This is a genomic window from Pseudomonas farsensis (genome assembly GCF_014268805.2).
GTDB lineage: Bacteria > Pseudomonadota > Gammaproteobacteria > Pseudomonadales > Pseudomonadaceae > Aquipseudomonas > Aquipseudomonas farsensis.
Map to the genome: position 1 here is coordinate 1 of NZ_JABWRF020000005.1, position 26446 is coordinate 26446.

A 26446-nucleotide genomic window follows, 5' to 3' on the forward strand; every position below is an offset into this window, starting at 1 on the left:
CCACAGGATCTCAGTCAGGCATGTCTATCTTGGCCCGGCGCAGTCTTTGTGGGAGCTGGCGCTAGCCTGCGATGAGGCCGGTGCAGGGTTTAACACAGCGGGGTAATTTCCTACAGAACCGCAGTGTTCCAGCCGCCCTGCCCGTCCACCTCCAGCAGATGGGTATGCAAAGCCGCCAGCGTATTGCGGTGCCCAACGCTCACCAGTAGCGCCTGCGGCATCTCGTTGCGCAGCAGCGAATACAGTGCATGCTCAAGCCCTTCATCCATCGCCGACGTGGATTCATCGAGAAACACCACCTGCGGCTGGTTGAACAGCACCCGCGCAAACGCCAGACGCTGCTGCTCGCCCACCGATAGAATCCGCGACCAGTCACAACGCTCATCCAGACGCCCGCACAGGTGCGCCAACTGCACTTGCCGCAAGGCCTGTTGCATGCGGGCATCCTGCGCTGGCGGCGCGTCCGCCGGGTAGGCGATGGCAGTTCGCAAATCCCCCAACGGCAAGTACGGGCGCTGCGCCAGGAACAGCGCCTGATGGCCCTGCGGCCTGCCAACCGTACCTTCGGCATAGGGCCAAAGCCCGGCCAGAGCGCGCAATAGAGTGGTCTTGCCGCTGCCTGACGGGCCTTTGATCAGCAGCGCCTGGCCCGCATGCAGGTCCAGGTCGAGGTTGGCGATCAGTGCATGGCCGTCGGGGCGGCGCACCTGCAGGCCGCTGATGGCCATAGCCCCAGCCAGGTTCCGGGAATCAACGCTCGGCAGTGCGGCGGCCTGCGCGTTGGCATCAAGGAAACCGGTCAGACGGTCCAGGGTGGCGCGGTAGCTGGCAAACGTATCGTAGGACTCGCGGAAAAACGACAGCGAATCCTGCACCTGGCCAAATGCCTGTGAGGTCTGCATCACGTCGCCAAGCTTGATCGCCCCGCTGAAAAACCGCGGCGCCTGGAGGATGAACGGGAACACCACCGCCACCTGGCTGATGGCAAGGTTGAACCCGCTGAACTTGAGGTTTCGAAACACCAGCGCCCAGGCGTTGCCGATCAGCGCGAAGAAGCGGCCGAGCAAGGTGCCCCGCTCCACCTGCGCGCCTTGGTAGAAGGCGATGTTCTCGGCATTTTCACGTAGCCGCATCAGCGCGTAGCGGAAGTTGGCCGTGAGCTTTTCGTTGAGGAAATTAAGGCGTATCAGCGGCTGCCCGAGGCGAAAGGCAATCCAGGTGGCAACCAGCACATAGAGGTACACGGCAAACACCATCGCCCGCGGCACTTCCAGCCCTGCCACCGTCAGCGGCGCCGACAGGCCCCACAGAATCCCGGTAAAGGCCACCAGCGAAACCAGCGCGCTGACCGCACCCAAGGCCAGCGAAACCGAGCCAGTGACGAACGCATTGATGTCCAGCTCGATACGCTGGTCGGGGTTGTCGACAGGCTCTGGCAGAAACTGCCCGCGATAGTAGGCGTCGCCGCGCATCCAGTCGGCGGTGAGGCGTTCGGTGAGCCATACGCGCCAGTGAATGTTGAAGGCCTGGGTCACGTAGAAGTTGAACAGCGCGCGCAATACATGGATGGCGGCCAGCACCGCGAACACCCCGAGCAGGTACCAGAACGCGGTCTGGTCCAGGCCTTGGAGCGCGCTGTAGAAGCCGTTGTACCAAAACGAGAACAACACCTCCAGGCGCACGGCAAACAGGGTCAGCACCAGCAACAAGGCAAAGGCCAGCAACGGCCGCCAACTGCGCCGCACATTGAAGTAAGGGCCTGCGAGGCGCCAGAACTGGCGGCCCCATTGGGTATGGCGTACCGCCACAATGGCGCAGACGGCAAAGCCGATGAAGGTGATGCCTGTGGCGATTGCCAGCCAGCTCAGGCTCTGTTGCAGAGCCTGGTGCCAGTTCATGTCCATAGGAGCGTGTCCGTGACGAGGTTTTCGCGAGGTTAGCACCGGCGGGTGCTGAACCTGGCGAACATGACGGACATTTCATTTTTTGCACGAGCGCCTTGGGCTTGCCATGCTGGCTTCATCGCGGGGCAAGCCCGCTCCCACGCTGCTCAGTTCTCTGTGCGACAGCGCAGCCAGGAAAGGCTGGGTGATCTCCCACGGAGACCGCGTCAGCCGCGATATCCGCGTCTGGCTCAGATCCCTGTGGGAGCTGGCGACAGCCTGCGATGAGGCCGGAACAGGCCGCCCACAAAACGCCTGGCAAAGATCAAATCACCCGGTGCAATGCACCGCGAAAAGCCTAGCCCAATGCCTCCCTCACTTTGTCATCCACGCCCTCCCCGGCATGCTCCTCGATCCACGTCCCCAACTGCCTGCGCATCGCCGGCGTCCAGAAACTCACCAGATGCTGGCGCACACCCTGCACCGCCTTGGCACGGTCCGGTTCGCTGTCGAAGTAATGGGCGATCTGGTTGGCCATCTTGACCAGGCTTTCATTGCTCATCGGCGCACCTCTGCTTGTTCCTTGCCTTCGGCCTTGCGTCGCTGCTCCAGCAGGCGGCGCTGTTCATCACTGAAGTTCTGGTAACGCTTCTGCCATTGCGAGGGCTGGAACACCTTCACCACTTCCACCGCCGTGACCTTGTATTCCGGGCAGTTGGTGGCCCAGTCGGAGTTGTCGGTGGTGATCACGTTGGCGCCCGATTCAGGGAAATGGAACGTGGTGTACACCACCCCGGGCGCCACCCGCGCACTGACCCTGGCACGCAGCACGCTCTGCCCCGCCCGGCTGCCCACACCAACCCAGTCGCCGTCACTGATGCCACGGCTCTCGGCATCGCTTGCGTGGATTTCAAGGCGGTCTTCGTCATGCCAGGCAACGTTGTGCGTGCGCCGCGTCTGGGCGCCAACGTTGTACTGGCTGAGGATACGCCCGGTGGTCAGCAACAGCGGGTAGCGGCTGTTGACCTTCTCGTCGGTGGGCACATAGCCGGTCAGCATGAACCGCCCTTTACCGCGCACGAACTCATCGATGTGCATGGTCGGCGTGCCATCGGGCGCCGCGTCGTTGCACGGCCACTGCAAGCTGCCGTGGCGTTCGAGTTCGGCATAGCTGACGCGGTGGAAGCTCGGCGTCAGGCGGGCGATTTCGTCCATGATCTCGGACGGGTGGCGGTAGCTCATCGGGTAACCCAGCGCATTGGCCAGGGCCACGGTGCCTTCCCAGTCGGCCTTGCCGGCCAGCGGTTCCATTACCTTGCGCACCCGCGAGATACGCCGCTCGGCATTGGTAAAGGTGCCGTCCTTTTCAAGGAACGAGCTGCCCGGCAGGAACACATGGGCAAACTTGGCGGTTTCGTTGAGGAAGATGTCCTGCACCACCACGCACTCCATGGCCAGCAAGGCAGCGGTCACGTGCTGGGTGTTGGGGTCGCTCTGAGCGATATCCTCGCCCTGGCAGTACAGCGCCTTGAAGCTGCCATCCAGCGCGGCTTCGAACATGTTGGGAATACGCAGGCCAGGATCGGGCTGCAGCGTCACCCCCCAAGCCTGTTCGAATTCACTGCGCACGGTTTCGTTGGAAATGTGCCGGTAGCCCGGCAGCTCGTGGGGGAACGAGCCCATATCGCACGAGCCCTGCACGTTGTTCTGCCCGCGCAACGGGTTCACGCCAACGCCTTCGCGGCCAATGTTGCCGGTGGCCATGGCCAGGTTGGCGATGCCCATTACTGCCGTGCTGCCCTGGCTGTGCTCGGTCACGCCGAGGCCGTAGTAGATCGCCGCATTGCCGCCAGTGGCGTACAGCCTGGCAGCCTCGCGGACCTGTTCGGCAGGCACGCCGCACACCGGGCCCAGCACCTCGGGGGCGTTTTCGGGCAGTGAGACAAAATCGCGCCAGCGAGCGAACTCTTCGGCTTCACAGCGCGCATCGATGAACGCCTGGTCAAGTAGCCCCTCGGTGACGATCACATGGGCCAAGGCGTTGAGCATCGCCACGTTGGTGCCGGGCCGCAGTTGCAGGTGCAGCTCGGCGCGGGCATGGGGCGCGTCCACCAGGTCGATGCGGCGCGGGTCGATAACGATCAGCCGTGCCCCCTGGCGCAGGCGGCGCTTGAGCTGCGAGCCGAACACCGGGTGCGCATCGGTCGGGTTGGCGCCGATCACCAGCACCACGTCGGCTTGCATCACCGAATCAAAGCTTTGCGTACCGGCAGATTCACCCAGTGTCTGCTTGAGGCCGTAGCCGGTGGGCGAATGGCATACCCGCGCGCAGGTGTCGACGTTGTTGTTACCGAATGCGGTACGCACCAGCTTCTGAACCAGATACGCCTCTTCGTTGGTGCAACGGCTGGAGGTGATGCCGCCAATCGAATCGCGGCCGTATTTCAGCTGGATACGCCGCAGCTCGCTGGCGGCGTAGCTGACGGCCTCGTCCCAGCTGACCTCTTGCCAAGGGTCTTGCAGGCTCTTGCGGATCATCGGCTTGGTGATGCGGTCGGGGTGGGTCGCGTAGCCCCAGGCAAACCGCCCCTTCACACAGGCATGACCGTGGTTGGCGCCACCCTGTTTGTCAGGGACCATGCGCACCAGTTGGTCGCCTTTCATCTCGGCCCGGAACGAGCAGCCCACGCCGCAATAGGCGCAGGTGGTAATCACCGCCCGCTCCGGCTGGCCCAACTGGATCAGGCTCTTTTCACTGAGGGTGGCGGTCGGGCAAGCCTGCACGCAGGCGCCGCACGATACGCACTCCGAAGCCAGGAAGTCGGCCCCACCGGCCGCAGCCACCCGCGAATCGAAGCCGCGCCCGCTGATAGTCAGGGCGAAGGTGCCCTGGATGTCTTCACAGGCACGCACACAGCGGCTACAGACGATGCACTTGCTCGGCTCATAGTCGAAGTACGGGTTGGAGGTGTCTTTCTGCTCGCTCAGGTGGTTGGCGCCGTCATAGCCGTAGCGCACCTCACGCAGGCCAACCTGGCCGGCGACGGTCTGCAACTCGCAGTTGCCGTTGGCCGAACAGGTCAGGCAATCGAGCGGGTGATCGGAGATGTACAGCTCCATCACGTTGCGCCGCAAGTCAGCCAGGCGTGGCGTTTGCGTGCGCACCACCATCCCGTCGGTCACCGGCGTGGTGCACGAGGCCGGGTAGCCGCGCATGCCGTCGATCTCGACCATGCACATGCGGCACGAGCCGAAGGCTTCCAGGCTGTCGGTGGCGCACAGTTTGGGGATGCTGGTGCCCAGCATGGCTGCGGCGCGCATCACCGAGGTACCTGCCGGCACACTGATCGCGCGGCCGTCGATATTCAGGCTGACCTGCACGTCGCTGTCGCGCGCAGGCGTGCCCAGGTCGATGTCGCTGCTGGGGTCGAAGTAATTGATCATTGCGCAGCCTCCGTAGTGGCCAGGCCGAAATCGGCGGGGAAATGCTTGAGGGCGCTGCTCACCGGGTACGCGGTCATCCCGCCCATGGCGCACAGCGAGCCGTACTGCATGGTGTCGCAGAGGTCGCGCAGCAGCCCTGCCTGGCTTTGGCGATAGGCCGGGTCGGTGCTGGCGATCAGCTTGTCGACCACCTCCACCCCACGGGTGGAGCCAATGCGGCACGGCGTGCACTTGCCGCACGATTCTTCGGCGCAGAACTGCAAGGCAAAACGGGCCATGCTGGCCATGTTCAGGCTGTCATCCGCCACCACTACCCCGCCATGGCCAAGCATCGCGCCCAGGGCGGCGAACGCTTCGTAATCCAGCGGTGTATCGAACTGCGCAGGCGGCACCCAGGCGCCCAGCGGGCCGCCCACTTGCGCCGCCTTGACTGGCCGACCACTGGCGGTACCGCCGCCGTAGCCCTCGACCAGCTCGCGCAGGGTCAGGCCAAAGGCGCGCTCCACCAGCCCCGCGTGGCGCACATTGCCGGCCAACTGGAACGGCAAGGTGCCCAGCGAGCGGCCCATGCCGAAGTCGCGGTAAAACGCAGCGCCCCTGGCCATGATGACCGGCACCGAGGCCAGGGTGAGCACGTTGTGCACCAGGGTCGGCAGCCCGAACAGGCCTTCGAGCGCCGGCAGCGGTGGCTTGGCGCGCACGATGCCGCGCTTGCCCTCCAGCGACTCCAGCAACGCGGTTTCTTCACCGCAGATATACGCCCCAGCGCCCACCCGCACCTCAAGGTGAAACGCCAGGCCATTACCGGCAACATCCAGATACCCGGCCTCACGGGCCAGCAGAATCGCTTCGTTCAGCACCCGCACTGCGTCCGGGTATTCGGAGCGCACATAGATGTAGCCGTGGCTTGCGCCCACCGCCAGGCCCGCGATGATCATGCCTTCGATCAGCAGAAACGGGTCGCCCTCCATCAGCATGCGGTCGGCAAAGGTCCCGGAGTCGCCTTCGTCGGCATTGCACACCACATACTTCTGCGTAGCCTGGGCCTGGCGCACGGTGCGCCACTTGATACCCGCCGGGAACGCAGCGCCACCGCGCCCACGCAGGCCCGAATCAAGCACCGCGCTGACCACTTCGTCAGCGCTGAGCAGCGCCGCCTTGCGCAGCCCCTCGAAGCCGCCATTGGCGTGGTAGTCGTCCAGCGACAACGGCCGGGTAATGCCGGCGCGGGCAAACAACAGGCGCTGCTGGGTATGCAAATAAGGGATTGCCTCGACCGGGCCTAGTGCCAGCGGGTGGGCATCCGGGTTGGTAGCGAGCGCATCGAGCAGCCCGGGCACGTCCTCGGGCATCACCGGGCCGAAACCCAGGCGCCCTTCGCTGCTTTCAAGCTCGACCAGCGGTTCCAGCCAATACATGCCGCGCGCACTGGTGCGCTTGATCGTCAGCGGCACCTGCCGGCGCGCAGCTTCCTGCACCAGCGCCTCGGCAACAAGGTCAGCACCGACCGCACGGGCCAGCGAATCGCAGGGGATACACAGGTTCAGCATGCTTTCACCTCTTCACGGCAGCTTTGCACCAGTGCTTGCAGGCGTTCGGGGGTGAGGCGTGCGTGCACCTGGCCGTCGAGTTCGAGCGCCGGCGAGCACGCACAGGCCCCCAGGCAATAAACCGGCCGCAGGCTCACCGAGCCATCGGCGCAGGTCCCATGATCATCGAGCCCCAATTGCTCGCGCAGCTGCGCGGCCAAGGCCTCGGCGCCCCGGCTCTGGCAGGACTCGGCGCGGCACAGGCGCAGGGTATGCCGTGCAGGCGGCGTGGTACGGAAATCGTGATAGAAGCTGATCACCCCATGTACCTCGGCCAGGCTCAGGTTCAGGGCGTGGGCGATCTCGGCAATGGCGCTATCGGGAATGTACCCGGCGCCCGCCTGGATGGCATGGAGGATCGGCAACAGCGCGCCGGGGTTGGCCTTTTCGCGGGCCAGGACGCGCTGGATCAACGGCAGGTGGTTCAACTCATCAGGCATACAGCAGACCTCGGCAGCCCGGGCCAGCCCGTGTGGCGGGCAGGCTCCGGCGGGTATTCAGCTGCGGTGCACCGCCCCCGTCACGGTGGCGTGGCGGCGGGCACCCTCCTTGCCAGCGGCCGGGCGTCTAGGTGCGCGCGGTCCGAAGGCATCGTTGAAGCATGGCAGGTCTGCGGCAGGTTGGTAGCACACGCACGACCCGGCATGTGCTGAAACCGACCATGAGCAGTGATATCATCTAGACATCAATCGGGCTCGCCCGAGTTTCGCAACATCATCAGACATGGCAAGGACGCACGAGTACATGCAACGCTCATTCAACGCATTCATCTGCATCTGCGCGGCAACGGCGGTACTTTCGGGATGCATGGCAGGCTTTACCGGTAACCGGGTGCCAGCCACTACCGTTGACTACACCGCGCTGCAAGCGCCTAAACGAGACGTCTATGTAGAAATCGTCTCGTTGCGCTCGACGGATGGTTCCACTCCAATTGAAAACAAATGGATGCCGGAAGAAAACCAGAAAATCATCGAAGACTCCCTTCGCAAAAGCGGGCTGTTCAAAGCGATCCGATTTCGAGGCCTGGACCAAGAGCCGGGTGACCTTAAGATGCAACTTACAATCACCGAAAAACTCTCGACAGCTGGCTTTGCAGGCGGCCTTACCGTGTTCTCCCTTGGCCTGATACCAAGCTCGGCACGCTTTGACTATGTGGTCGAACTGAAGGTTAAAAGCAGCGACGGCAAGCTGAGAGATATTTCCAGAAACGAAGACTACGTTACCCAGTGGATGGGATGGTTCGTAACGCCTTGGGCATCGACCACCGTGCTCGACGCCAAGACCGACACACTGGACCGCCAGCTGTCCGATGCGCTCAATCGCCTCACAGCCAGCAACGCAATCGCGCTGTGAGGGCCAGTGCTCTCCTAGGGTTCCGAACCAGGCATCGCTATCGTAGGGCAAGCCTGCGGTCTCTGTGAGAGATTGCATGGTTTTGCGCAAGTCTGTGCTGGCCTCATCGCAGGCTGTCGCCAGCTCCCACAGAGACCGCGCACAGTCGCACTATTGGGGCGTTTCCCAGATGCAACGCAGCCCTTTTGCGACCTCAAGCAGAGATGAATAGGCCTCCTGGTCGCGATATGCGCCAGGACATCGGTCGGTTGACCACGCCTCAAGTACATCCTTCGCTAGCCGCCACACTGTGCAACAATCCATCAGTAGTGATAACGACAGGCGATCACTGTGAGCGTACCTGCGCCGAAGTAGTAAACGAGCCGGTGTTCTTTGGTAATCCTTCGCGACCAGTAACCAGAGAGATCCCCTTTAAGTGGCTCAGGCTTACCCAGGCCATCAAAAGGTGTACGCATGCATTCACCTATCAAACGGCAAATTTCAGCGTGGATCTTTTGGTCGTTGGTGCGCCAGTGCTCGAAGTCATCCCAACCTATTGGCGTAAACGAGACCTGAGCATTTTCGGCTGCGGCTTTCTTATTCTGCTGCTTCGTCTTCTGGGACATTGACGGGGATATCCTTCGAAATGGCCACTCCGGCTTTGTGCTGAGCAATGGATTCCCGAAGTCTCGAAGCATTTGAGGCACTACCCAACAGGTAAATGGTCTCGTTCATCGAGTTGAAATCCTCCAGCGACATCAGCACTACGTGCTCACCGCGCTGGCGGGTAATGACGGTGGGCTCATGATCCCTGCACACGTCGTCCATTGCTTGCTTTAGGCCGGCCCTGGCTTCGCTAAAAGTAAGTACCTGCATGATCTTGATTCCTCCCACTTATTCAGTGGATGGCAGCGCCCTCACCCCTGCGGGCTGGGAGCTGCGGATGCTGATTGGCTTTGAAAATGGTCAGATTTCAAAGCATCCAGACAGGTTGTGCCAAGCCCTCACGGGAAATCCCTGTCATGCCAATCATAGTACAACATCCCGTACAATCATCAAGGCCCTATAGCTAGCCGGTCACCGTAGTGTAACTGCCGGCAAAACAAGCTTCTATGAGGCAACGGCCACCCCAACCCGCTGTTGTGCATCGAACCAGGCATCCTCTGCGAGCAGGCATCCGAGCTGATGGGGTGTGTTCGCGACATGACCCTGGCCGGGGTACTGGACAGCAACCCGCAGTTGATCTGGGCATCGCATTACCTGAGCGCGCTGGCCAAGGCGCTGATGGATGATGCAGAGTTGGGCATGAATCACTAGCCATCAAGCAGCTGCAGGCAGGTTCCGCAGAGGGCTGCCCGACACTTCGAAGGACGCCCGCTTCATGAACATCCATTGCCCGACTTTCTGGCCAAACGGCCCTGACATTGACCACAGCGCGCCGACAGTTAGCCTCAGTCAGTTGCTACCCGCCGTCGGCACTACCACCTTTGCCTGCTTCGAAAAATACGACCAACCCAATGCCGGCGAAACCGTGCAATTACTCTGGCTGCCGCCGGTGTCGGATATCAACGGCTGGAGTGAGCAGCCATCGGAAATAGCCATGAGCTACCTGCTGACTGCGTGCATCGCCAGCGAGCCGACCCTGGTGGCACCCTCCGAGAGCCGCTCAAGTGCGATTCTCCAGGGTAAGTACAGGTACGCGCTAAAGGTACTGGCTCGGCAGCGGCTGTTGTCAGCGCTGGGCACTACCGCTTCAGACGCTACCCCTTGGCATGTGCCGGCAATTGCCGATGGCAAAGGCGTCAGCTTGCTTTGGGACGAAGTGCATTGGTGCGGCAAGGCTTGTGTTGAGGGGTTGACCTATTTGACGGCGAGCACCCGGAATGAGTCGTTTATCGAGATGCTCTTGGAAAAACAGGGCGATGAACTTGTAGGGCTGTTCTGCTTGTACATGGACCCCGGTGGGGTTGAGTGTTCGATCGGCAAGCAGCGCTTCGTGGCCGGTGAGCAGGAGGCGATACAGCGGGTGCTGGACAAGGCTCGGGGACTCGTCGATACGCAGGCGCATTACATCGTGGACGGCGGATAGAGCCGGCGCAAACCTTCGACCGCGAGCAGAGCATCAAGCAGGTGCTACGCAATGAACCGGGCACTGCCTCAGATGGTTTGGGAGGCGACGGGTTGGCGGTATGAGCCTTGGGATGATGGGGTCAGTGAATAGCCGGACCGGGCTTGCTACGCGGCTTTAAAGGGGGGTATAGGTTAATGCAGTCAGTTAGGCCCATCGCGGGGCAAGCCCGCTCCCACAAAATGCATAAACGCTGCTTTTGTGGGAGCGGGCTTGCCCCGCGATGGGCCGCAAAGCGGCCCCGATGGCCCTACCTGACTGGCATTAGGCTATAGGTCTGGTTTCGTCATGACTGTTCATAAATATCGATAACGTGATTCGGAAGAAAACAGACCTCCATGCCCGCCTTGATCGCGTCGGTGCAATAGGGGTCGTTATCGAGCTGCCCTATATACAAATCTCCAACTCGCCCCTTGACGATAACCCACATGCGCTCGACGTTGGCCTCTTCTGAGCCATGTTCATCAGTGGTAAGGATTCGAAAAATCAGCTTGACCAGCTGTTGTGCCTGAAGGGTATTTCTGGCCTTTCTCGGAGGCAGCCAGAAACTTGTGGGATGCTCAGCGTGGATGGCTTCGGCGTCGTCCAACTCCCAGCCATCCCTATCGATTTCGGCTAATACTGCTTCCATAATTCCTCAAAAAACTTATATCTTGATTTGGTCTCTGCTGGAGTAATGCCATATTTCGCAGCGTGGTGCCAGCGCACGCGCTCAGCCTGTACTCTCAGGGCGTTGACGCCTTTGCCTGCACTGCTTGTCCGATAGCAAATCGACCTGCAACGACCGCTGCCCGTTCCTGGGAGGTCAGCATCAGTGTCATCAACACGACTCATGGATGAACCGTGCAAATACGCAAGATGACTCACGAAGACCTGCCCAGCGCCAGTGCCCTGTGTCTGGAGTCATTCATGCTGGCGGTTGCCCCTTCTCTGCCACCCCAAGGGGTGGAAACTTTCACCAAGATTGCTGCAGAGGACGCCTTAGCCGAACGAATGGCAAGTGACAACCTGATGCTGGTTTGCATCGCAGACGGAGCGTTGGTCGGGCTGATCGAATTCAAGGAAGGGCGCCATGTCACGATGCTGTTCGTTGCACCGGCCTGGCAGCGCCGCGGTGTTGGCAAGAGCCTGATGAATTCGGCGCTGGAGCAGACCAGGGCCAAGGTGGTAACCGTAAGAGCGTCATTACTTTCAGTAGCCGCCTATGAAAGTTACGGTTTTGCGCTGGCAGGGGCAGTGGGGGAAATTGCTGGGCTGGTCTATCAGCCGATGGATAAGCGGCTGGACGGTTGAGTGGTGCCTTTCGGCGAATAGCTGCCGCCTACACAGTACTGCTACCCTTTTGGTGAACTTGGATCGACGCGTAGGGAGCGAAAATGTTGAAAGATGCATACCGCTATAAAGTTTGGGCCGATGAGCGCACCTTGGCTGCTTTGGCGGACTTTGAAGGGAAGGCCCCGGCCTCGCCAGCGTTCGCATTCATGCGCCAACAGCTCAACCATATGGTCATCGTCGAGGAGTTATTCAGAGCCCGCCTGCTGGGCGAGCAAGCGCCGCATCCGGCAACTAATACCGAGGTCGTTCCTGATCTGTACGTCCTCACAAAGCGCCTGACCGCATGCAACGCGTGGGCCACCGATTACCTCGCACACATTCCCCCGACGGAGTTTTACAGCACTGTAAGTTTTGTGTTTTCGGACGGGCAGCATGGGACGTTGACGCGCGAGGAAATCCTCTTCCACCTTATCAACCACGCCACCTACCACCGGGGCGCAATTGGCCATGCCCTTGATCTGGGCGGCGGCAAACGTCCCGCCGACACCTACACCGTGTTCATTCATGGCGCCGAACCGCAGCGTCGCCAGTAGGCGACTGGATAGACGCGACATCTAGTGTCTCCAGGTCTTCTGCTGGTGTCAGCGAGAGCCACAGGGGAGCATGACTTCGCGGCACCGACGCCGAGTTTGAGCTGATCAACTGCTAGCCTCAGCCATCCAGCGAAGAAGGAAGCACCGAGCAAAGCTCGGCGACCTAGCCACTGTAATATCTCGTACCCCCCAGTAGACTTTGTCTTTAGGAACCTGGCCTGTCCTGCGGGTTCGACGAGCCCCGCCACAGATCCCAGCTCGCCCTCGCCCTCCCAGCTTTCCTGTTAAACTCCGCCCCTGCACTGCGTGCTAACGCCCATCGATCTGCAGGTTGCTCCTTGATAGCAACAAGCATCATGACCCAGGCTTACATGGCAGCAAACAGCATCAAATGAGAGAACCGAGCATGCAGCACAACCAGACAGCGAACCCCGACACCCCAGTAAATTCGGTAGTCAGGCGGTTTTCTGTTGCGCCGATGATGGATTGGGCATGCTTTTGCTGAGACCCCCTAACTTAAAGGGGAAAACTCCAACCAACCATGCCACGTACCAATTTTGTACCATCCCACCTGTTCAACCCCACCTATGTTAACGTGCTCCTCTGACAAATGGCCTTCACCGAACGCTGCCTTCGCGCAAGGAACCGAGACAGATCAGATGTGCCACTAACACCTACCCAAAGAGCGCAAGGACTCCAGGGGTAGGCGCACAGATCACCAAGAGCCCCAAAACGCAACACTCCCTTCCTGGTGACTCAAGGCAGCAATTCAGGCTACATTCACTGCATGACGGACCGATGGACGCTACTGAGAGGCGAACGCTGGGATGTAACATTCCATGACCTGCAAGGTCTAGCAAGGAACGCCCATGACGCAGACAGCGATCAGACTACCTAGTATGAATTCAACTACTTCCATAGCAGACATTTTTCGCTCCAGGCCAATCGTGCCGATGGAGGAGATCAGCGCTTATGAGTCGCTTTGGCTGAACCAGGGAGCATGGTTCGCGAATCTCGCAAAGCTGTTCAGCGAAAACCCAGGCGCCGCGCCATCTGACCTGGTGGACGAGCAGCTTGTCCAGGAGACACATGCAAAACTGGTGTCCTCCTTGGGAGCAGACTTTTTAGCTCAGGTGGGAGTCAGGCTGCACGGTGCCGGAGAGTACCCTCAGAAGCTTAGAGATGCCGACCATCCCATTGAACTCCTCTACTACATGGGGAACTGGGAGCTCGTAGACACACCATGCATCGCAATAGTGGGGACACGCTCGCCGAGTGAAGAAGGTGCATTCAATGCGGGCCTCATAGCACACAAGCTTGTAAAGCAGGGCTATACCATCGTGTCCGGGCTCGCTAAAGGAATCGACTCGTGCGCGCACAACGCCGCGCTTAATGCCGGCGGCAACACGATCGCAGTAATTGGCACCCCACTAAACTCATACTACCCTAAAGAAAACAGAGATCTTCAAGAGCACATCGCCAAACAGCACCTACTAATCTCTCAAGTCCCTTTCCTGAGGTATGACGCACAAAACTACAAAACCAACCGTTTATTCTTCCCTGCCCGAAACGTGACAATGTCAGCGCTCACAAGCGCCACGATAATTGTTGAAGCAGGAAACACCTCGGGAACGCTCGTACAAGCACGCGCAGCTCTTGCGCAAAAAAGAAAGCTCTTTATTCTGGACAGCTGTTTCAGAAAACCAGAGCTAACCTGGCCCGCCAAATATGAAAAGATGGGCGCTATACGAGTAAAAAATGTAAGCGACCTTGTTGAGATGCTCACGGATGACAAAGTTGATCAAGCTTGATAATGATTACTATCGATACCTCTCTGATGACGACAGGTGCTATCACTTTGGCGAGTACACCTCAGGCGGTGGTTTCAAGAAAAGCACAACCAATCAGCAAATCCACAACCTCAAGAAAAAACCTACGTGTTCGGCCATCGAACTTCATTACAAACAATTGGCCATCGAGTACTGGGGCCAAATCATGGCTGCCGGCCTGAAAATTGAGGCCGACACGCAAGTCACATTCGTCCCCATGCCATGCTCCAAGCCTTCAGGGCACCCCGAGTATGACGATAGGATGTTGAAGGTTCTGCAATTCATGGCCAGAAGCAAACCACCATTGGATATCCGCCCGATCCTTATGCAAACGGCCCTCAGAGCAAGTCAGCACGAGGGCGGGGGGCGACAAACTCCCAACCAACTCCTCCAGACCCTGGCAGTCGACCCCACCCAAGTCGTATACCCTGCCCGGGGCACTGTGATAGTTGTTGACGACGTGATAACTATGGGTGCCTCCTTCAACGCAGCAAAAAGCCTACTTCAAAATGTTGCCGGCGTAACCAGTGTCGCCGGCATTTTTTTGGCGAAAACTGTTTGGCCTCCTTCAGAGTTTGACACATTCATAGAATAATATTTCAAACACGGCATTAACACGGAGCTGATATGGAACTCTCTCTCGAAAGCAGCTGGGAATTTTTTGAATTTACCGTCTTAAAAAGAGACAGCGACTACAACCTTACAGACGCCGTCACCGTCTATCTCTATGATGACGACCGGGACATCCACCTTTCTATCAAAGGCAATCCTGACGAAGCCGTCCAAGCTACAATCAGCGCCATCAACGAAGTATTACCAATAAGCCCATTCTCGTTTGAAGATCAAGAACCGGACTTACTCTATTTCAATATCGGCGGAAACCCGCCACAAGCCGATTTGCGCAACGCGATGCTTACCGTCATTTCCAAGTTACAGGCTCTCGGATTCAAATTGAGAAAGCTTGAGGACTCTTGGGTCTAATACATTGCACCCGTCGCATGCCCCCTTGCCACACACCGATTGTGCTGGAGTATTAACGACTAAAGGCCCTCAAGCCCCTGAAATTAGGGCTTGAGGGCCTTTTTGCATTCCTGCATTGCTCACTCAAATTGGCATTGCTTGGCATGGAATGGCGTACAGATTGCCCCATTTTTGCCCCATCACTACCGCGAGCTTACCTTCCACAGCTGATCAATCCGCGTCGTATACGACTGACTCATCATTTCGCGCCGCATCCCCCAATCGGGGGTGCGGGGGACGCTGCCCGCCGTCACCGTTCCCCTGCCATACCTGCCATTGATCTGATCCAGCGTCGACATCAGCCGGTCCGACGCCGCGGGCTGCGAAGCGGCGAACAGGTCATCGGTGAACTCACCAGGCTGGCGAAGATCCAGCAACAACACCTCGGCCTTGCTGTAGCGGTAGCCGGCCTCGAAGATCCGCGCGACCGCCTCAGTCGCCGCTCGGGTAAGCAATAGCGTGTCGTTGGTTGGGTACGGCAACTCCACCAACGCGCCCTTGGCGTGATGCAACTCGTTGGGGTTGAACATCCCAGTGCGAATACTCACCCGTATTCGCTTGCAGACAGACCCTTGAGCGCGCAGCTTCTCCGCGGCACGCCCGGCGTAGGTGGCTACTGCCTGCTTGATCGGCGTCACCTCCGAGAGGCGCTTGCCAAACATGCGACTGCAGCAGATCTCCTGCTTGGGCGGATCAGGCTCGTCCAGTTCCAAGCAGGGTGTGCCGGCGAGCTCTCGAGCAGTCTTCTCGACCACAACGCTGAACTTGTCGCGCAGCATGCGCGGGTCAGCCCTCGCCAGATCCATCGCTGTCTTGATCCCCATGCTTTCGAGGTGGACGGTCATCTTCCGGCCGATCCCCCACACCTCTTTGACTTCGGTGTTTCGCAGCACCCAATCGCGCTCAAACGGCCTGGTGATATCTACGACCCCGCCAGTGACCTGCTGCAAGCGCTTGGCCGTGTGGTTAGCCAGCTTCGACAATGTCTTGGTACGGGCGATACCAACCCCCACAGGTATGCCAGTGCAGCGCAGCACCTTGGCTCGAATGTCACGGCCGAGCTGGGTTAGATCGCCTGTCACACCCGTGAGATCGGCGAAGCATTCGTCGATCGAATAGACCTCGCTGGCGGGCACCATCGCCTCAATCAGGGACATAACCCGCTCGCTCATGTCGCCATACAGCGCGTAGTTGGACGAGAACGCCACGATGCCATGCCGCCGCAGCTTCTCCTTGGCCTGGAAATAGGGCTCACCCATCTTCACGTATGGCTTCGCATCGTATGATCTGGCGATCACACAGCCATCGTTGTTACTCAGCACCACGATGGGCGTCTTGGCCAGATCCGGTCGAAACACTCGCTCGCAGCTTGCGTAGAACGAGTTGCAATCGATCAGCGCGAACACCTGATCACTGGGCATGATCGCGCACGCTGTAGCGGACCACACCCCAGATGACCAGGTCATCACCTTCCATGATGTGCCGCGGCGGGTAAGCGGGGTTTTCCGACTGCAGGATAACCACCCCGTTCCGACGGTGAAGCCGCTTGCACACGGGCTCAGCGTTGATTGCAGCGATTACAATGTCGCCATGCTCAGCCTCGTTACTGCGGTCTACGATGAGAAGGTCGCCGGAAAAAATACCGGCGCCCTGCATGCTGTCGCCGTCCACCTGCACCAGGTACACGTGAGGGGCACGCAACCCGAATAGCTCGTCGAGCGAGATGTGGCGCTCCAGATGGTCTGCGGCCGGCGAAGGAAATCCCGCCGGTACCCGGAAGGAATAGATGGGCAGCGATGCAGGGCCGCCCGTCGGCCTACCCAAAATTGTAATGGTCATGACGGATCAACCCGACTCTAAACTGTATATTCATACAGTAAACTGTGAGACCGTTCCTACGTCAACGTCAGACCTGACATAGCCGACAAACGAGTGAGGTGATTTATGTGCGGGCGGTACTCGATCTACGACAGCATGGACCGCTACCTGCAGCAGTTGGCTCTGGATCTGGTCGTGATCAACGGCTACGACCATGAGCGGATTAACAGGTACAACGTCGCTCCCAGCACCCGCGTGGAGTTGATCCGGCCGGCGCCAGGAGGAGTGAGCATTGATCGAGTGAAGTGGGGTTGGTCGCCTTTCTGGGCGAAGGGGAAGCGTCCCGACCCAATCAACGCGCGGGCCGAGACGGTGATGACGGGTAAATTTTTCAAATCGCTTTGGCCAGCAGGCCGAGCTTTGGCTCCAGCTAATGGCTGGTTCGAGTGGTTGCCTGACCCAAATGTTCCAAAGCGGAAACAGCCCTTCTACATAAGCGCCACGAACGGTGAACCGCTATTCTTTGGCGCGCTCGCGGAGGTTAACGGCGGGCTGGAGCTCGACGACCGCGACGGCTTCGTGATCATCACGGCCGCAGCGGACGAAGGGCTGGTCGACATTCACGACCGAAAACCACTGGTACTGACACCAGACCTTGCAAAGGAGTGGATCAATCCCGCCACGACGGTTGAGCGCGCAGAGGTGATCGCCCAGAAAGGGTGCCGCCCCGCTACTGACTTCAAGTGGCACCCCGTCAGCAAGCTGATTGGCAATGCCCGCAACCAAGGGGCCGAACTGATCACTCCGATCTAATGCAGAGTATCCCGGGTTTCAGAACGGCTCATAGCACCTCTGGCAGTCGTTCACGGCTTTATACTCTTGCCTAATTCAGCCGCTTCAAACACTCAAGGCCTTGGGCATCCCTGATGAATTGCGCAGGATATGTCTTCGTCGATATATGCCATCCGCTTTCGCGGTCGCCCATAATCAAGACCACCATCTGGATGTCGCAACACGACAAAAACTACATCGCTGTACGCGGGGACCTCCACATAGATTTCATCATTTATCTGCACCCGACCTGGCAGGTTATGCCGTGGCTCAATAATGTATTGAAATCGGCGACCCTTGGCCGCCAACTTTTCCGCCACCAACTTGGCGGTTAACGTCATCTTTTTTTCAACTGCAGTAGTTCGAGCTCATTAAGTTGGTCACGGTGAAGGTAGGCCCCATCAACTGGAGGGGGCTCATGAAGCTTTCGGCCGGCCTCACCTGGGAAGTTTGGAGCGATCAGTCCCACGACATCCGAGCGCCCTTCACCATTCGGAGCCTTAACTGCCCAGGCAACAACGTGATAAAGAATTGGAGGATCATTGGGCCTTACACCGCCGTGCCTAAAAAACCAGTCCTGAGCCGGGGTAATTTGCACGTATGACATATTTAATCATCCTCTCTAGATTTTTACTGGAAGGGTAGTAGCCACCTACCCCTGAGACGCCAAACATTATTATCTTTACACCCTAAGCTCAAGACCTGGGGGAGCCGAAGATCGGAGAGAAATGCCCTGCGCCGTTGATGAGTCAAAACAATCCACCTCGCTCGAAAAGAGACCAGTTCGTGATCACCAGCTCGCCCGTTACATCAGCTTTGCCGTGCCGCTGGTTAGCCGTTGTGTAGCGGATATCCAAGCATTCGAAGTGGAAGCCGTCGAATGCCCGCCGAATGTCCGGGTGGTCGTTGATGCTGACCATCACCCTCCCCTTACAGCGCCGCATGAAGTCGGCCATACGCTCGTACTCCTCGAACGGGAAGTCGACGCCGTAGCCGGCGGTCTGCCAGTACGGCGGATCCATGTAGAAAAACGTGTGGGCTCGATCGTAGCGCTCAGCACAGGTGAGCCAGGGAAGGTTTTCGACATAGGTGCCGGCTAGACGCTGCCATGCCGATGACAGGTTTTCTTCTATACGCAGCAGGTTGATGGCCGGCCCGGTGGTGGCGGTACCGAAGGTCTGCCCGGTGACCTTGCCACCGAAGGCGTGCTGCTGCAGGTAGAAGAAGCGCGCAGCGCGCTGGATGTCCGTCAGCGTCTCAGGACGGGTCATCTTCTGCCATTCGAAAATCTGGCGGGAGCTAAGCGCCCACTTGAACTGGCGGACGAACTCCTCCAGGTGGTTCTGCACCACCCGGTAGAGCGTCACCAGGTCGCCGTTGAGGTCGTTGAGCACCTCCACGGGCGCAGGCTGGGGGCGCATGAAGTACAACGCGGCACCGCCGGCGAATAATTCGACATAGCATTCGTGAGGGGGAAAGAGAGGGATCAAGCGGTCGGCCAGGCGGCGTTTGCCACCCATCCAGGGAACGATAGGAGAGGTCATAGTTTGCAAGTCTTTACTGTATGGATAGACAGGTGTTAGGCTCGACGCGCTTTGTGCACAAGGCAGAGGCCGCGGCTGGACTTGCAGGAAGGGTCTGCGGGTTCGGCGGGCCGGGCTGGATGTTGACGCATCCTCCCGGCTCGCCTCTTTACTGCTTCGTGACTTCGCGTACGTAGGCCTGACAGGCCTTGAGCGCAATCATTCCTCGATCGCCTTCGTCGGTGATGGCGATAATTCTTCGAGCATGCGCTGGGTCAAGTTGGGTGCGTAGGGCTCCAGCCACCACGCTTCCGGCGCCGGCGGCTTCTCGCACCCGACCGTCACAACCCTGGGCGGCAACGGTTCCGGCGTTGACCAGGACTGACAACCGCACATCAGCAGTAGCAAGCCGGTCGCGCAGGCGAGCCTGAGCTTGTTGAGCATCGTTCATCTCCTTCCAGTGATTTTGATTTTGCTGCTGCAGGCGGTCTTCCAGGTCGCGCCGGGCATCCTGTTGCAACGCCAACTGATCGAGGGCGGCACCAGCCGCAGCTTCACGCTCACTGCTGGACGCCGAGTCTTTTTGCGCAAGCTGCTGCTCGTATCCGGCCGCTTGTGTGGCCAGCTCGTTGGCCTGCCACACCCAAGCCAGGCGGGCGCCCACTGCCAAGCCAAGCACCAGGGCAAGCAACGCCCACCGCGCCCCGAGCGAAATCAAAGCAGCACCTGCTCGGCACGCTTGTAGATCGCCAGCCGGTCGTCGAGCCCGTTGAGCCCACCATTGATGCGACGGGTAATGGTCTCGAACGCCGAAGGGCCCTTGTCCGCGAGAGAGTTGAGGCTCGCCTGGTGCCAAAACCACCCGGCCGAATCAGCAGCATGCTCGGGCTGCTCCAGCAGCTCAGGGTGGGCCAGCAGGTCGAGGCCCAGGGCCTCGCCGCAGCGCTGGTAGTTGGCGTAACCGGTGACCTGAATCAGCCCCCGGCCGCGGTATTTCTGACCGTCGCCGTCGGCCTCGGGCGTGTTGCCCAGCCGCGCTGCCAGTTTGCCGGAGTCATACTTGGCCAAGTACTGGTCGTTGCCCAGCTCACGGACGTAACGCAATTGGCCGGACTCATGCCCCACCTGGGCGAGGAAGGCTCGCTTACGCAGCGGGGTGACAATGCCCCACTTGACCATGGCCACGTTGAGGGCAGGAAGAAAAACGCCGGCTTGTGTGCCGGCGTTGGGGAGGATCTGCTGTAGCTGTTTGAGAGTGACAGTCATCTTGAATCTCCTGTATTGGCCGCTCAGGCCGGTTTCACGTCGACCACCTTCAGTGGTTTGTCTGTTTTCTTTTTCTTGCCCTTGGCTTTCGCCTTGCCCTTTTTGCCGCCGTTGCACTCCACCGCCGTCGTCCAGCCCGAGGCGTCGAACGTCTGCTCGACGCTATCGACCAGGTACTCGCCGTCCAGGCCGATCTTGAAGCCTTGAGCGTTAATCACCCGCTCAGCGAACAGGTCTGAGCGCCCCGCCATCCGCAAGCGAACACCGGCAGTGGTTCGGTTGAACGCGGCAAGCTTGGCTTTGGCGGCCTGCTCTGCCGCAGTCTTGTCGGGATAAATGTGTCGGTCGGTGTGCACCGCCGGAAGGTTACTGGGGGCGTCTTCGTTGTCGAGCTCGACCACCTTCAACTTGCCGGTCTTCTTGTCCTGGTGCTGAGTCTTCACCGCCTTCTGCGCGCTACGATCGCCGAGGCGGAATTGCCAGCGGCTCACATCGGCGGGGGTGATCTTGATCGCGCCAAAGGCCTTGCCGCTGGCACTCACGCTGGCCTCGCGTGGCATCACCAGCAGCTTGCCGTCGGCCACCTTCGCTGTGCAGTCGTACTGCTTGGCCAGCCGCGTGATGAAGTTGAAGTCCGATTCGTTGCGCTGGTCGACCCGGTCAACCTTCGTCTGTACCGGGCAAACCGGCTGCCATCCGTTGCGGGCAGCGACGTCGCGCACGATCTGCGCGAGCGGCACGTTTTCCCAGCTGCCGCTACGCGTCGTCTTGCCGGTGCCGCGCATGTCGCTGGCCTTGCCCCGGATGACAATCGTCCTGGGCGGACCTGAAACCTCGATCTCGTCGACCGTGTAGCGGCCCAGGCGCGCCAAGGCGCTGCCGGAATAGCCCATGTAAACCTCGATACCGTGGCCACGCGCGGGCAAAGCCACTGCGGCGTCCCGGTCATCGATGCGCAGCTCGAACTCGTCGGAGTCCATCCCCGGCTTGTCGGTTGTCCGCAGCAACAGCAACCGGTCATTGATCAACGTCGTGATATCCCTGCCATCCGCGACGATGCGAAACGTAGGCCGCATACGGTCTCCAGAATGAAGAAGCCCCGCACTGGGCGGGGCTTGTGAGTGATGGGGTCAGCCCCACAACAGCACCGTCTCAATCGACGGTGCCGGTAGATCCGGCAAGTGGATGATGACCCCAGCCCGGTAGGGTTGCGGCTCGTCCGACAGGCCCTGATTCGCATCCATCACCAACTCGACGGTGCCATTGAGGTGCCCGTAGTGCTGGTAACACACGGTGTCGAGCAGGTCCCCGTCAGACGTTCTGCATGTCTTCGCCATACTTCACGAACTCCAGTGAGAACCCTTGTTTACGCGGGATGCCCCCAGCCAGCAGGGCACTCTGCTCTTCGTCGATGCTGGTCAAGCACCAGGTGCCGAGCACATCGCCGTAACCGGTGATCAGCGTCATCGGCTGCAGCTGGCGGATGATCGTCCGAAGCGTGTCCAACTGCTTCAACCCACCCTTGAAGCCTGGATAGATCGCGCCCTTGAGCGACAGTTTGTCCTCGCCGTGGCCCACACCCTGTTGCGCGATGTCGCGGGTCAGTCGCTCCTGCGCCGCCCAACGTGCCGACGTCTGCCGCCTCAGCTCATCGAACGCCGCAGTGTTCAGGTTGAAGTAGTACGGCTGGGCCTTGGCATCGAGCGGCTGCATGATCAGCAGGTGCGGGAACGGCTGTACCGCCTCGGCCGCAGGGGTTGCACCTGCAGCACTGGTCGGAAAAATGTCACCCAAGGCCGGACTGATACCGCCTGCGATACGGTTGATCGCCGCAGCAGCCTTGCTGGCCTGCTCCCGCAATGCTCCCAACCGCTCCTGCACCGCCGACGCCCCGGTCACCACCTGGCTGTAGGTCGAGGCGACCCGCCCGACAACAGACTGCGCGGCACTGATCGCCCGCATCGTCCGCTGCAGCTTGCCGCCGATAGCCGGACCAATAACGGGTAGCCCTTCCAGCTCAGCGGCCGCGCCACTCATGTCGCTGACGGCACCGTTGAGCGGCCCGAGCATGCCGTCGAGGCTGGAGCGGCCAGCCTCCCCCGCCGCAATCAACCCCGCTAGCGTCGACTGCATTGACTCCATGTAGGCCATGGCACCTCCTTAAAGATGGGGTTCGTCGAACAACTGCCCTGCCGCCTGCCGAGACAGCCCCTCCTGCGACCAGCTCTCCCAGCTTCGGCGGATCAGTGCCTCAAGTGTGCTGAAGACCTGCTGCGGATCCTTGACGTCGCCTTGGACCGTGATCGGCATGTTGGGCATGTAAGAGAACTGCTGGTCGACCTTGGGCGGATCACCTTTAGGTTTGGCCTGCTCAAGCGCCTGGGCGACCACCGGGGCGGTCGGCGCCGGAGCTGCAGCCGCGATTGAGCGAGCCACATCCCCAGGCTCAGGCGCTTTCTCGGTTTTGGCCGGGGCCTCATCCTCACCGAACAGCTTGAGCCCGAGGAAGCCGCCCAATTCTTCACCCCCCATACCTCCCAGCACCGCGCCGATCAAACTGCCGATAGCACTACCGACAACCGGCACAACCGAACCAATTGCTGCCCCCGCCGATGCACCGGCCATTGATCCTGCCAAACCGCCCGCTGCTCGACCGTAGCCTTCAGCCTTCTCGTTCTGCGTCTCCGCAGTCGTCGCCGTGTCGTACACTTTCATCCCAAAGTCCAGGACGTTGCCGCCAGGCATCTTCTTCGCAAGTTTTGTAACCAGGCCAGACGCCTTGCCCATCAGGCCGGTCTCGGCCAGCGCCGGCGCAAGCGTTTCTGCCCTGCCGAGTAGAGACGTCGCGGTCGTTCCGATACGAGAGAGTCGAGAGGCGGGTGCGGGTACCGGTACCGGCGCAGGTGCAGGGACCGGCGGGCGGGCCCTGGGCCTCGACGTCGAACTGCCAGAGCCACCCGCCCCCCGCGATCGGCGCCCACCGCGACGGCGGCGACGTCCGCGCGACTCGCCACCACCCATGCCTCCAAAGTCGCTGGCATTCACGACAAAAACCTTTTGCGGCTCAGCCGAGCCGCCATCCTCACCATCCTTCTCTTTCTCGGTGCGGAACAGGTCCAGCAGATCGAGGCCAATGTCCACGGGGTCCAGCCCGCCGGCCTTCTCTTCACCCTCAGCCTCATCACCATCGCCTTTGCCAGTGACCGCCCGCACGCTTTTCTGGAACATGCTGATGACTTTGTTGCGTCCGCTATCGTCCTCGTCGCCACCGCCCTCCCCGTCTTCGGAGTTCGTCACGAAGACCTTCTGCACTTCATCCTTGTCTTTCGCAGCGCCAAGCAAACCACCGCGCGCCACATTGAGCATGCCCTTGCCAATCTTGAAGGCGCTGAACGCCGTCTTGATCGCGACAAACGCAGCAGCGACAGCCACTGCACCGGCGACCAGCGTCTGCGAGCCGTCAGAAAGCTTGGTGAATGCGTTCGCGACGCTGGTGATGCCTTGGGCGAGTCGATCAGTGAAGGGGCGGATGGCATCGCCAATGCTGCGCATCGAGTCGTCGACCGCCTGCAACGTTTCACGCCAGATCTGCGCCGACGTCTCACGACGCTCAGTCAGGTTCTGGTCGAGTATCCCGGTGGCTTTGGTCGAGTCATTCTTGAGCTGGGCATACAGCTCACGGTTCTGCGAATAGGCCGTGAGGGCCGCTTTAACCTGCATGTCCGCGAAGAGGTCGCCGGTGCGCAGCGACTTCTCCAACGCATCAAGGGCGGCCTTGGCTTTCTCCGGGTCAGCTTCCTTGCTGATGGACGCCTGGCCGTCTTTGATCTTCTTGGCCTTGGCCGGGTCCGTAGCCTCAACGTACTTCAACGCCAGCGCCATTGATGACTCAATCGTAGACATCCCATTCTGGATGCCCGTGTTCATCGAAGCTTGGTAATCGATGCCAGCCTTCTTGTAGGCATCGACCACCTCGCCCGACCCGATCTTCTCAATCCAGTTCTTGAAGTTGTTCGCCGCTTCGTCCGAGCTGCCGGCGGTCTTCATCTGCACCTGCAACATGGACCCCAGCGACGTCACGGCATCCAACCCCGTGCTACCGCTCTTTTCCATCCCAGCCAGAAGCTGCGGGAACCAGCGAGCCATGTCGCTCGCTTCGAAGCTACCGGCCTGCCCCTGGAACGCGATCGCTTCCAGCGCCTGCTGCATCACGCGCGGGTCGGTGATCTTAGCGTTCTGCTGCAGCGCCTGAATCATCGACGCGGTATCGACGCCACTGGCGCCCTGCCCCACGGCAAACTTGGCCGCCACCGGCGCATACGAAAGCGCCTTGTCCAGCTCCATGCCGGCGCCGACGAGCTGGTTGACCAGGTCGGCCACATCATTGCGCGACATCCCCGTGTCTTGGGCCGTGTCGATGACCGTCCGGGTCAACTGGGCTTCTTCGGGCTTGTTCGCGATGCCAGCCTTGATCGCGATATCACGGATGATCGCCTGGTAATCCGCGCTGATCTTCGTCGGAATAGCCACCATGCCAGCGCCCACCGCAGCAGCGCCGATGTTCGACTTGAGCGATGCCTTGCCCGCTTCGATCTGCTGCCGGCCTTTCTGCTTCAGGTCCGCCGCTTTGGCTTCCCGGCCGAGCCGCTGGTACTCCCGAGCCAGACGCCCGACCTCGACGCCCTGTTTCTTGAGGGCATCAAGGTTACCCTCAAGCCGGCGAAGCAGCCCCGAAGCTGCAGCCGAGCCACTGTCATGGGCTTTCTTCCACTCGTCCCTGAGTTTGATCGTCTCGCCGATGGTGTTCTTCAACACCTTGGCGTTCTTGCCTGCATCCTCAAGCTTTTTGATATGCCCTTTGGCGGTACCAAAAGCAGCACCCAGTGATGCTGCTACGGCGCCGCCGATTTCCAGCGCTATCGCCAGACGTGCCATGCGCTACCCTCCTGCAGGCTCAGTCCGTGAGCCACCAGACGGTGTCCGTCCAGGACATGGTTGAGATCTCTGCCGCCGAGAAACCCAGCTCCACGGCCAGCCGCTTGGCTAGCCGCTTCTGGTTCTGGGGGTCAAAGCTCGTCGTCTTGGACCAGACGAAAGTAGCCGGCCTGAACGCGGGTGTAGTCCTTCAGCGTCAGGCCTTCGAGGTCTTTCACACCGACCTCGGCGAGCGACGCGAACAGGTTCAGCTCGCGCTGCTCATCGTCACCCACGGTGGTGGTCTGTGCCGCACGGATATCGCGCACGGTGGGCGCACGAAGGCTCAGGTGATCCATCTGCACGCCGTTAAGCTCGGTCGGTTTGCTCAAGCGCACAGTGACACGATCGGCTTCGACGGTCAGGAAGGCGGGAGTTTTCTTGGTCATGGTGCTGGGTCCGTTTGATGAGAGGAAGAGTTACAAGCCCAGGGCGGCGCGCTGAGCAGCCAGTTGATCGACGCCATCGATCACCCGCTTCATGCCCAGGGCGTCGATCTCGTAGATCAGCCGGCCATCGACTTCGAGCTTGTAGTAGGTCACGCCGACGCTGTACTTGATCTCGGCCTTGTCGCCGGGCTTCCAGTCGCCCATGTCGACTTCCTTGAGGGTGCCGCGCAGGGTGACCACCACAGGAGTGATGGCGCCCTTCAAGCCCTTGAACGCCCCCCGGAAGGTGCCGTTGAAGGCGGTACCGTCAGCCAGGCCGAAGAACTTCATCGCTTCGCGGCGCACGCCGGTGGTGGTGAAGGCGGCTTCCTGCTTTTCCATGCCTTGGTCCAGTTCGACCGGCAGGTCCATGCCACCACCGCGGTGCTCTTCCATCTTGAGGGTGAGCTTGGGCAGGGTCAGGCTGGGCACATCACCCTGGAAGCTCACGCCGTCTACGAAGAGGTTCAGGTTGGCCAGGGTCTGGGGAATCATTGCCATGCGATGCGCTCC

At 60.3% G+C, this 26446-nt stretch carries 27 protein-coding genes and 1 pseudogene; 9 read left to right on the top strand and 19 right to left on the bottom strand.

The genetic code is table 11. The annotated features are described in order from the left end of the window. Positions 1-110 precede the first annotated feature (110 nt). From HU719_RS22205 to HU719_RS22225, 5 genes are all read right to left on the bottom strand, one after another. Positions 111-1904 carry an ABC transporter ATP-binding protein/permease gene (locus tag HU719_RS22205; protein WP_186534993.1) on the bottom strand — a complete coding sequence of 598 codons (1794 nt, stop codon included), beginning with the start codon at positions 1902-1904 and terminating at the stop codon, positions 111-113. Positions 1905-2241: 337 nt separating this feature from the next. Further along, positions 2242-2445 carry a formate dehydrogenase subunit delta gene (locus HU719_RS22210; protein ID WP_186521015.1) on the bottom strand — a complete coding sequence of 68 codons (204 nt, stop codon included), beginning with the start codon at positions 2443-2445 and terminating at the stop codon, positions 2242-2244. Continuing rightward, positions 2442-5327 (bottom strand): formate dehydrogenase subunit alpha, encoded by a 2886-nt coding sequence (fdhF, locus tag HU719_RS22215; protein ID WP_186534994.1) that lies wholly within the window; start codon positions 5325-5327, stop codon positions 2442-2444. Before fdhF ends, HU719_RS22210 begins: the two co-directional genes overlap by 4 nt. Next, the gene (locus tag HU719_RS22220) at positions 5324-6877 is read right to left on the bottom strand and encodes a formate dehydrogenase beta subunit (protein WP_186534995.1); all 1554 of its coding nucleotides are present in this window, start codon (positions 6875-6877) and stop codon (positions 5324-5326) included. Before HU719_RS22220 ends, fdhF begins: the two co-directional genes overlap by 4 nt. After that, positions 6871-7356, bottom strand: coding sequence for a formate dehydrogenase subunit gamma (locus HU719_RS22225; protein ID WP_186521018.1), 486 nt, complete (start codon positions 7354-7356; stop codon positions 6871-6873). The genes HU719_RS22220 and HU719_RS22225 overlap by 7 nt, the downstream gene beginning before the upstream one ends. Before the next feature lie 304 nt (positions 7357-7660). On the opposite strand from HU719_RS22225, the gene HU719_RS22230 reads away from it, so the two are divergent. Further along, positions 7661-8269 carry a hypothetical protein gene (locus HU719_RS22230; protein WP_186521019.1) on the top strand — a complete coding sequence of 203 codons (609 nt, stop codon included), beginning with the start codon at positions 7661-7663 and terminating at the stop codon, positions 8267-8269. Between the two features lie 302 nt (positions 8270-8571). Here the strand turns inward: HU719_RS22230 and HU719_RS22235 are convergent, their stop codons facing one another. Further along, positions 8572-8874, bottom strand: a complete 303-nt coding sequence (locus HU719_RS22235) for a Txe/YoeB family addiction module toxin (protein ID WP_186521020.1) — start codon at positions 8872-8874, stop codon at positions 8572-8574. Next, complete coding sequence (locus HU719_RS22240; protein ID WP_186521021.1) at positions 8846-9124, bottom strand: type II toxin-antitoxin system Phd/YefM family antitoxin; 279 nt, start codon at positions 9122-9124, stop codon at positions 8846-8848. The genes HU719_RS22235 and HU719_RS22240 overlap by 29 nt, the downstream gene beginning before the upstream one ends. A 214-nt stretch (positions 9125-9338) precedes the next feature. Between HU719_RS22240 and HU719_RS22245 the strand changes: the two are divergent. Then, positions 9339-9565 (top strand): annotated as a pseudogene (locus HU719_RS22245) (DUF3077 domain-containing protein); the annotation flags it as partial. A gap of 64 nt (positions 9566-9629) precedes the next feature. After that, the gene (locus HU719_RS22250) at positions 9630-10337 is read left to right on the top strand and encodes a hypothetical protein (RefSeq protein WP_186521022.1); all 708 of its coding nucleotides are present in this window, start codon (positions 9630-9632) and stop codon (positions 10335-10337) included. Between the two features lie 325 nt (positions 10338-10662). Here HU719_RS22250 and HU719_RS22255 read toward each other — a convergent pair whose 3' ends face one another. After that, positions 10663-11007 carry a DUF2314 domain-containing protein gene (locus tag HU719_RS22255; RefSeq protein ID WP_186534996.1) on the bottom strand — a complete coding sequence of 115 codons (345 nt, stop codon included), beginning with the start codon at positions 11005-11007 and terminating at the stop codon, positions 10663-10665. A 212-nt stretch (positions 11008-11219) separates the two neighbouring features. Between HU719_RS22255 and HU719_RS22260 the strand changes: the two genes are divergently transcribed. From HU719_RS22260 to HU719_RS22280, 5 genes are all read left to right on the top strand, one after another. Next, positions 11220-11669, top strand: a complete 450-nt coding sequence (locus tag HU719_RS22260; RefSeq protein ID WP_186534997.1) for a GNAT family N-acetyltransferase — start codon at positions 11220-11222, stop codon at positions 11667-11669. An 83-nt stretch (positions 11670-11752) separates the two neighbouring features. Continuing rightward, positions 11753-12244 (top strand): DinB family protein, encoded by a 492-nt coding sequence (locus tag HU719_RS22265; protein WP_186534998.1) that lies wholly within the window; start codon positions 11753-11755, stop codon positions 12242-12244. An 869-nt stretch (positions 12245-13113) separates the two neighbouring features. Further along, positions 13114-14055 (top strand): DNA-processing protein DprA, encoded by a 942-nt coding sequence (locus tag HU719_RS22270; RefSeq protein ID WP_202883359.1) that lies wholly within the window; start codon positions 13114-13116, stop codon positions 14053-14055. Further along, on the top strand, positions 14042-14668 hold the full coding sequence (locus HU719_RS22275) for a hypothetical protein (RefSeq protein WP_186534999.1): 627 nt from the start codon (positions 14042-14044) through the stop codon (positions 14666-14668). Before HU719_RS22270 ends, HU719_RS22275 begins: the two co-directional genes overlap by 14 nt. Positions 14669-14700: 32 nt before the next feature. Next, positions 14701-15054 (top strand): hypothetical protein, encoded by a 354-nt coding sequence (locus HU719_RS22280; protein ID WP_186535000.1) that lies wholly within the window; start codon positions 14701-14703, stop codon positions 15052-15054. A gap of 182 nt (positions 15055-15236) precedes the next feature. Here HU719_RS22280 and umuC read toward each other — a convergent pair whose 3' ends face one another. Both umuC and HU719_RS22290 read right to left on the bottom strand, forming a co-directional pair. Beyond that, on the bottom strand, positions 15237-16514 hold the full coding sequence (gene umuC, locus HU719_RS22285) for a translesion error-prone DNA polymerase V subunit UmuC (protein ID WP_186535001.1): 1278 nt from the start codon (positions 16512-16514) through the stop codon (positions 15237-15239). Beyond that, positions 16504-16932: a LexA family protein gene (locus HU719_RS22290; RefSeq protein WP_186535002.1), complete on the bottom strand. Its 429-nt coding sequence runs from the start codon at positions 16930-16932 to the stop codon at positions 16504-16506. Before HU719_RS22290 ends, umuC begins: the two co-directional genes overlap by 11 nt. 105 nt (positions 16933-17037) lie before the next feature. On the opposite strand from HU719_RS22290, the gene HU719_RS22295 reads away from it, so the two are divergent. Then, positions 17038-17724, top strand: coding sequence for an SOS response-associated peptidase family protein (locus HU719_RS22295; protein WP_186535003.1), 687 nt, complete (start codon positions 17038-17040; stop codon positions 17722-17724). Between the two features lie 767 nt (positions 17725-18491). On the opposite strand, the gene HU719_RS22300 is transcribed toward HU719_RS22295, so the two are convergent. The 9 genes from HU719_RS22300 to HU719_RS22340 all read right to left on the bottom strand — a co-directional run bounded on the left by HU719_RS22300 (position 18492) and on the right by HU719_RS22340 (position 26434). After that, a complete protein-coding gene (locus HU719_RS22300; protein WP_186535004.1) occupies positions 18492-19286 on the bottom strand; it encodes a DNA adenine methylase in 795 nt (264 codons plus the stop codon). 148 nt (positions 19287-19434) lie between these two features. After that, on the bottom strand, positions 19435-19980 hold the full coding sequence (locus HU719_RS22305) for a lysis system i-spanin subunit Rz (RefSeq protein ID WP_186535055.1): 546 nt from the start codon (positions 19978-19980) through the stop codon (positions 19435-19437). Next, positions 19980-20531: a glycoside hydrolase family 19 protein gene (locus HU719_RS22310; RefSeq protein ID WP_186535005.1), complete on the bottom strand. Its 552-nt coding sequence runs from the start codon at positions 20529-20531 to the stop codon at positions 19980-19982. Before HU719_RS22310 ends, HU719_RS22305 begins: the two co-directional genes overlap by 1 nt. Before the next feature lie 23 nt (positions 20532-20554). Beyond that, positions 20555-21607: a phage late control D family protein gene (locus HU719_RS22315; RefSeq protein ID WP_186535006.1), complete on the bottom strand. Its 1053-nt coding sequence runs from the start codon at positions 21605-21607 to the stop codon at positions 20555-20557. A gap of 54 nt (positions 21608-21661) precedes the next feature. After that, the gene (locus HU719_RS22320) at positions 21662-21868 is read right to left on the bottom strand and encodes a tail protein X (RefSeq protein WP_186517122.1); all 207 of its coding nucleotides are present in this window, start codon (positions 21866-21868) and stop codon (positions 21662-21664) included. Further along, entirely contained in the window at positions 21843-22682 is an 840-nt protein-coding gene (locus HU719_RS22325) for a phage tail protein (protein ID WP_186535007.1), read from the bottom strand. The genes HU719_RS22320 and HU719_RS22325 overlap by 26 nt, the downstream gene beginning before the upstream one ends. 9 nt (positions 22683-22691) lie before the next feature. Beyond that, the gene (locus tag HU719_RS22330) at positions 22692-25466 is read right to left on the bottom strand and encodes a phage tail tape measure protein (RefSeq protein WP_186535008.1); all 2775 of its coding nucleotides are present in this window, start codon (positions 25464-25466) and stop codon (positions 22692-22694) included. Positions 25467-25597: 131 nt separating this feature from the next. Continuing rightward, positions 25598-25894 carry a phage tail assembly protein gene (locus HU719_RS22335; RefSeq protein WP_186517128.1) on the bottom strand — a complete coding sequence of 99 codons (297 nt, stop codon included), beginning with the start codon at positions 25892-25894 and terminating at the stop codon, positions 25598-25600. A gap of 30 nt (positions 25895-25924) precedes the next feature. After that, positions 25925-26434, bottom strand: a complete 510-nt coding sequence (locus HU719_RS22340) for a phage major tail tube protein (RefSeq protein WP_186517129.1) — start codon at positions 26432-26434, stop codon at positions 25925-25927. Between the last annotated feature and the right edge of the window lie 12 nt (positions 26435-26446).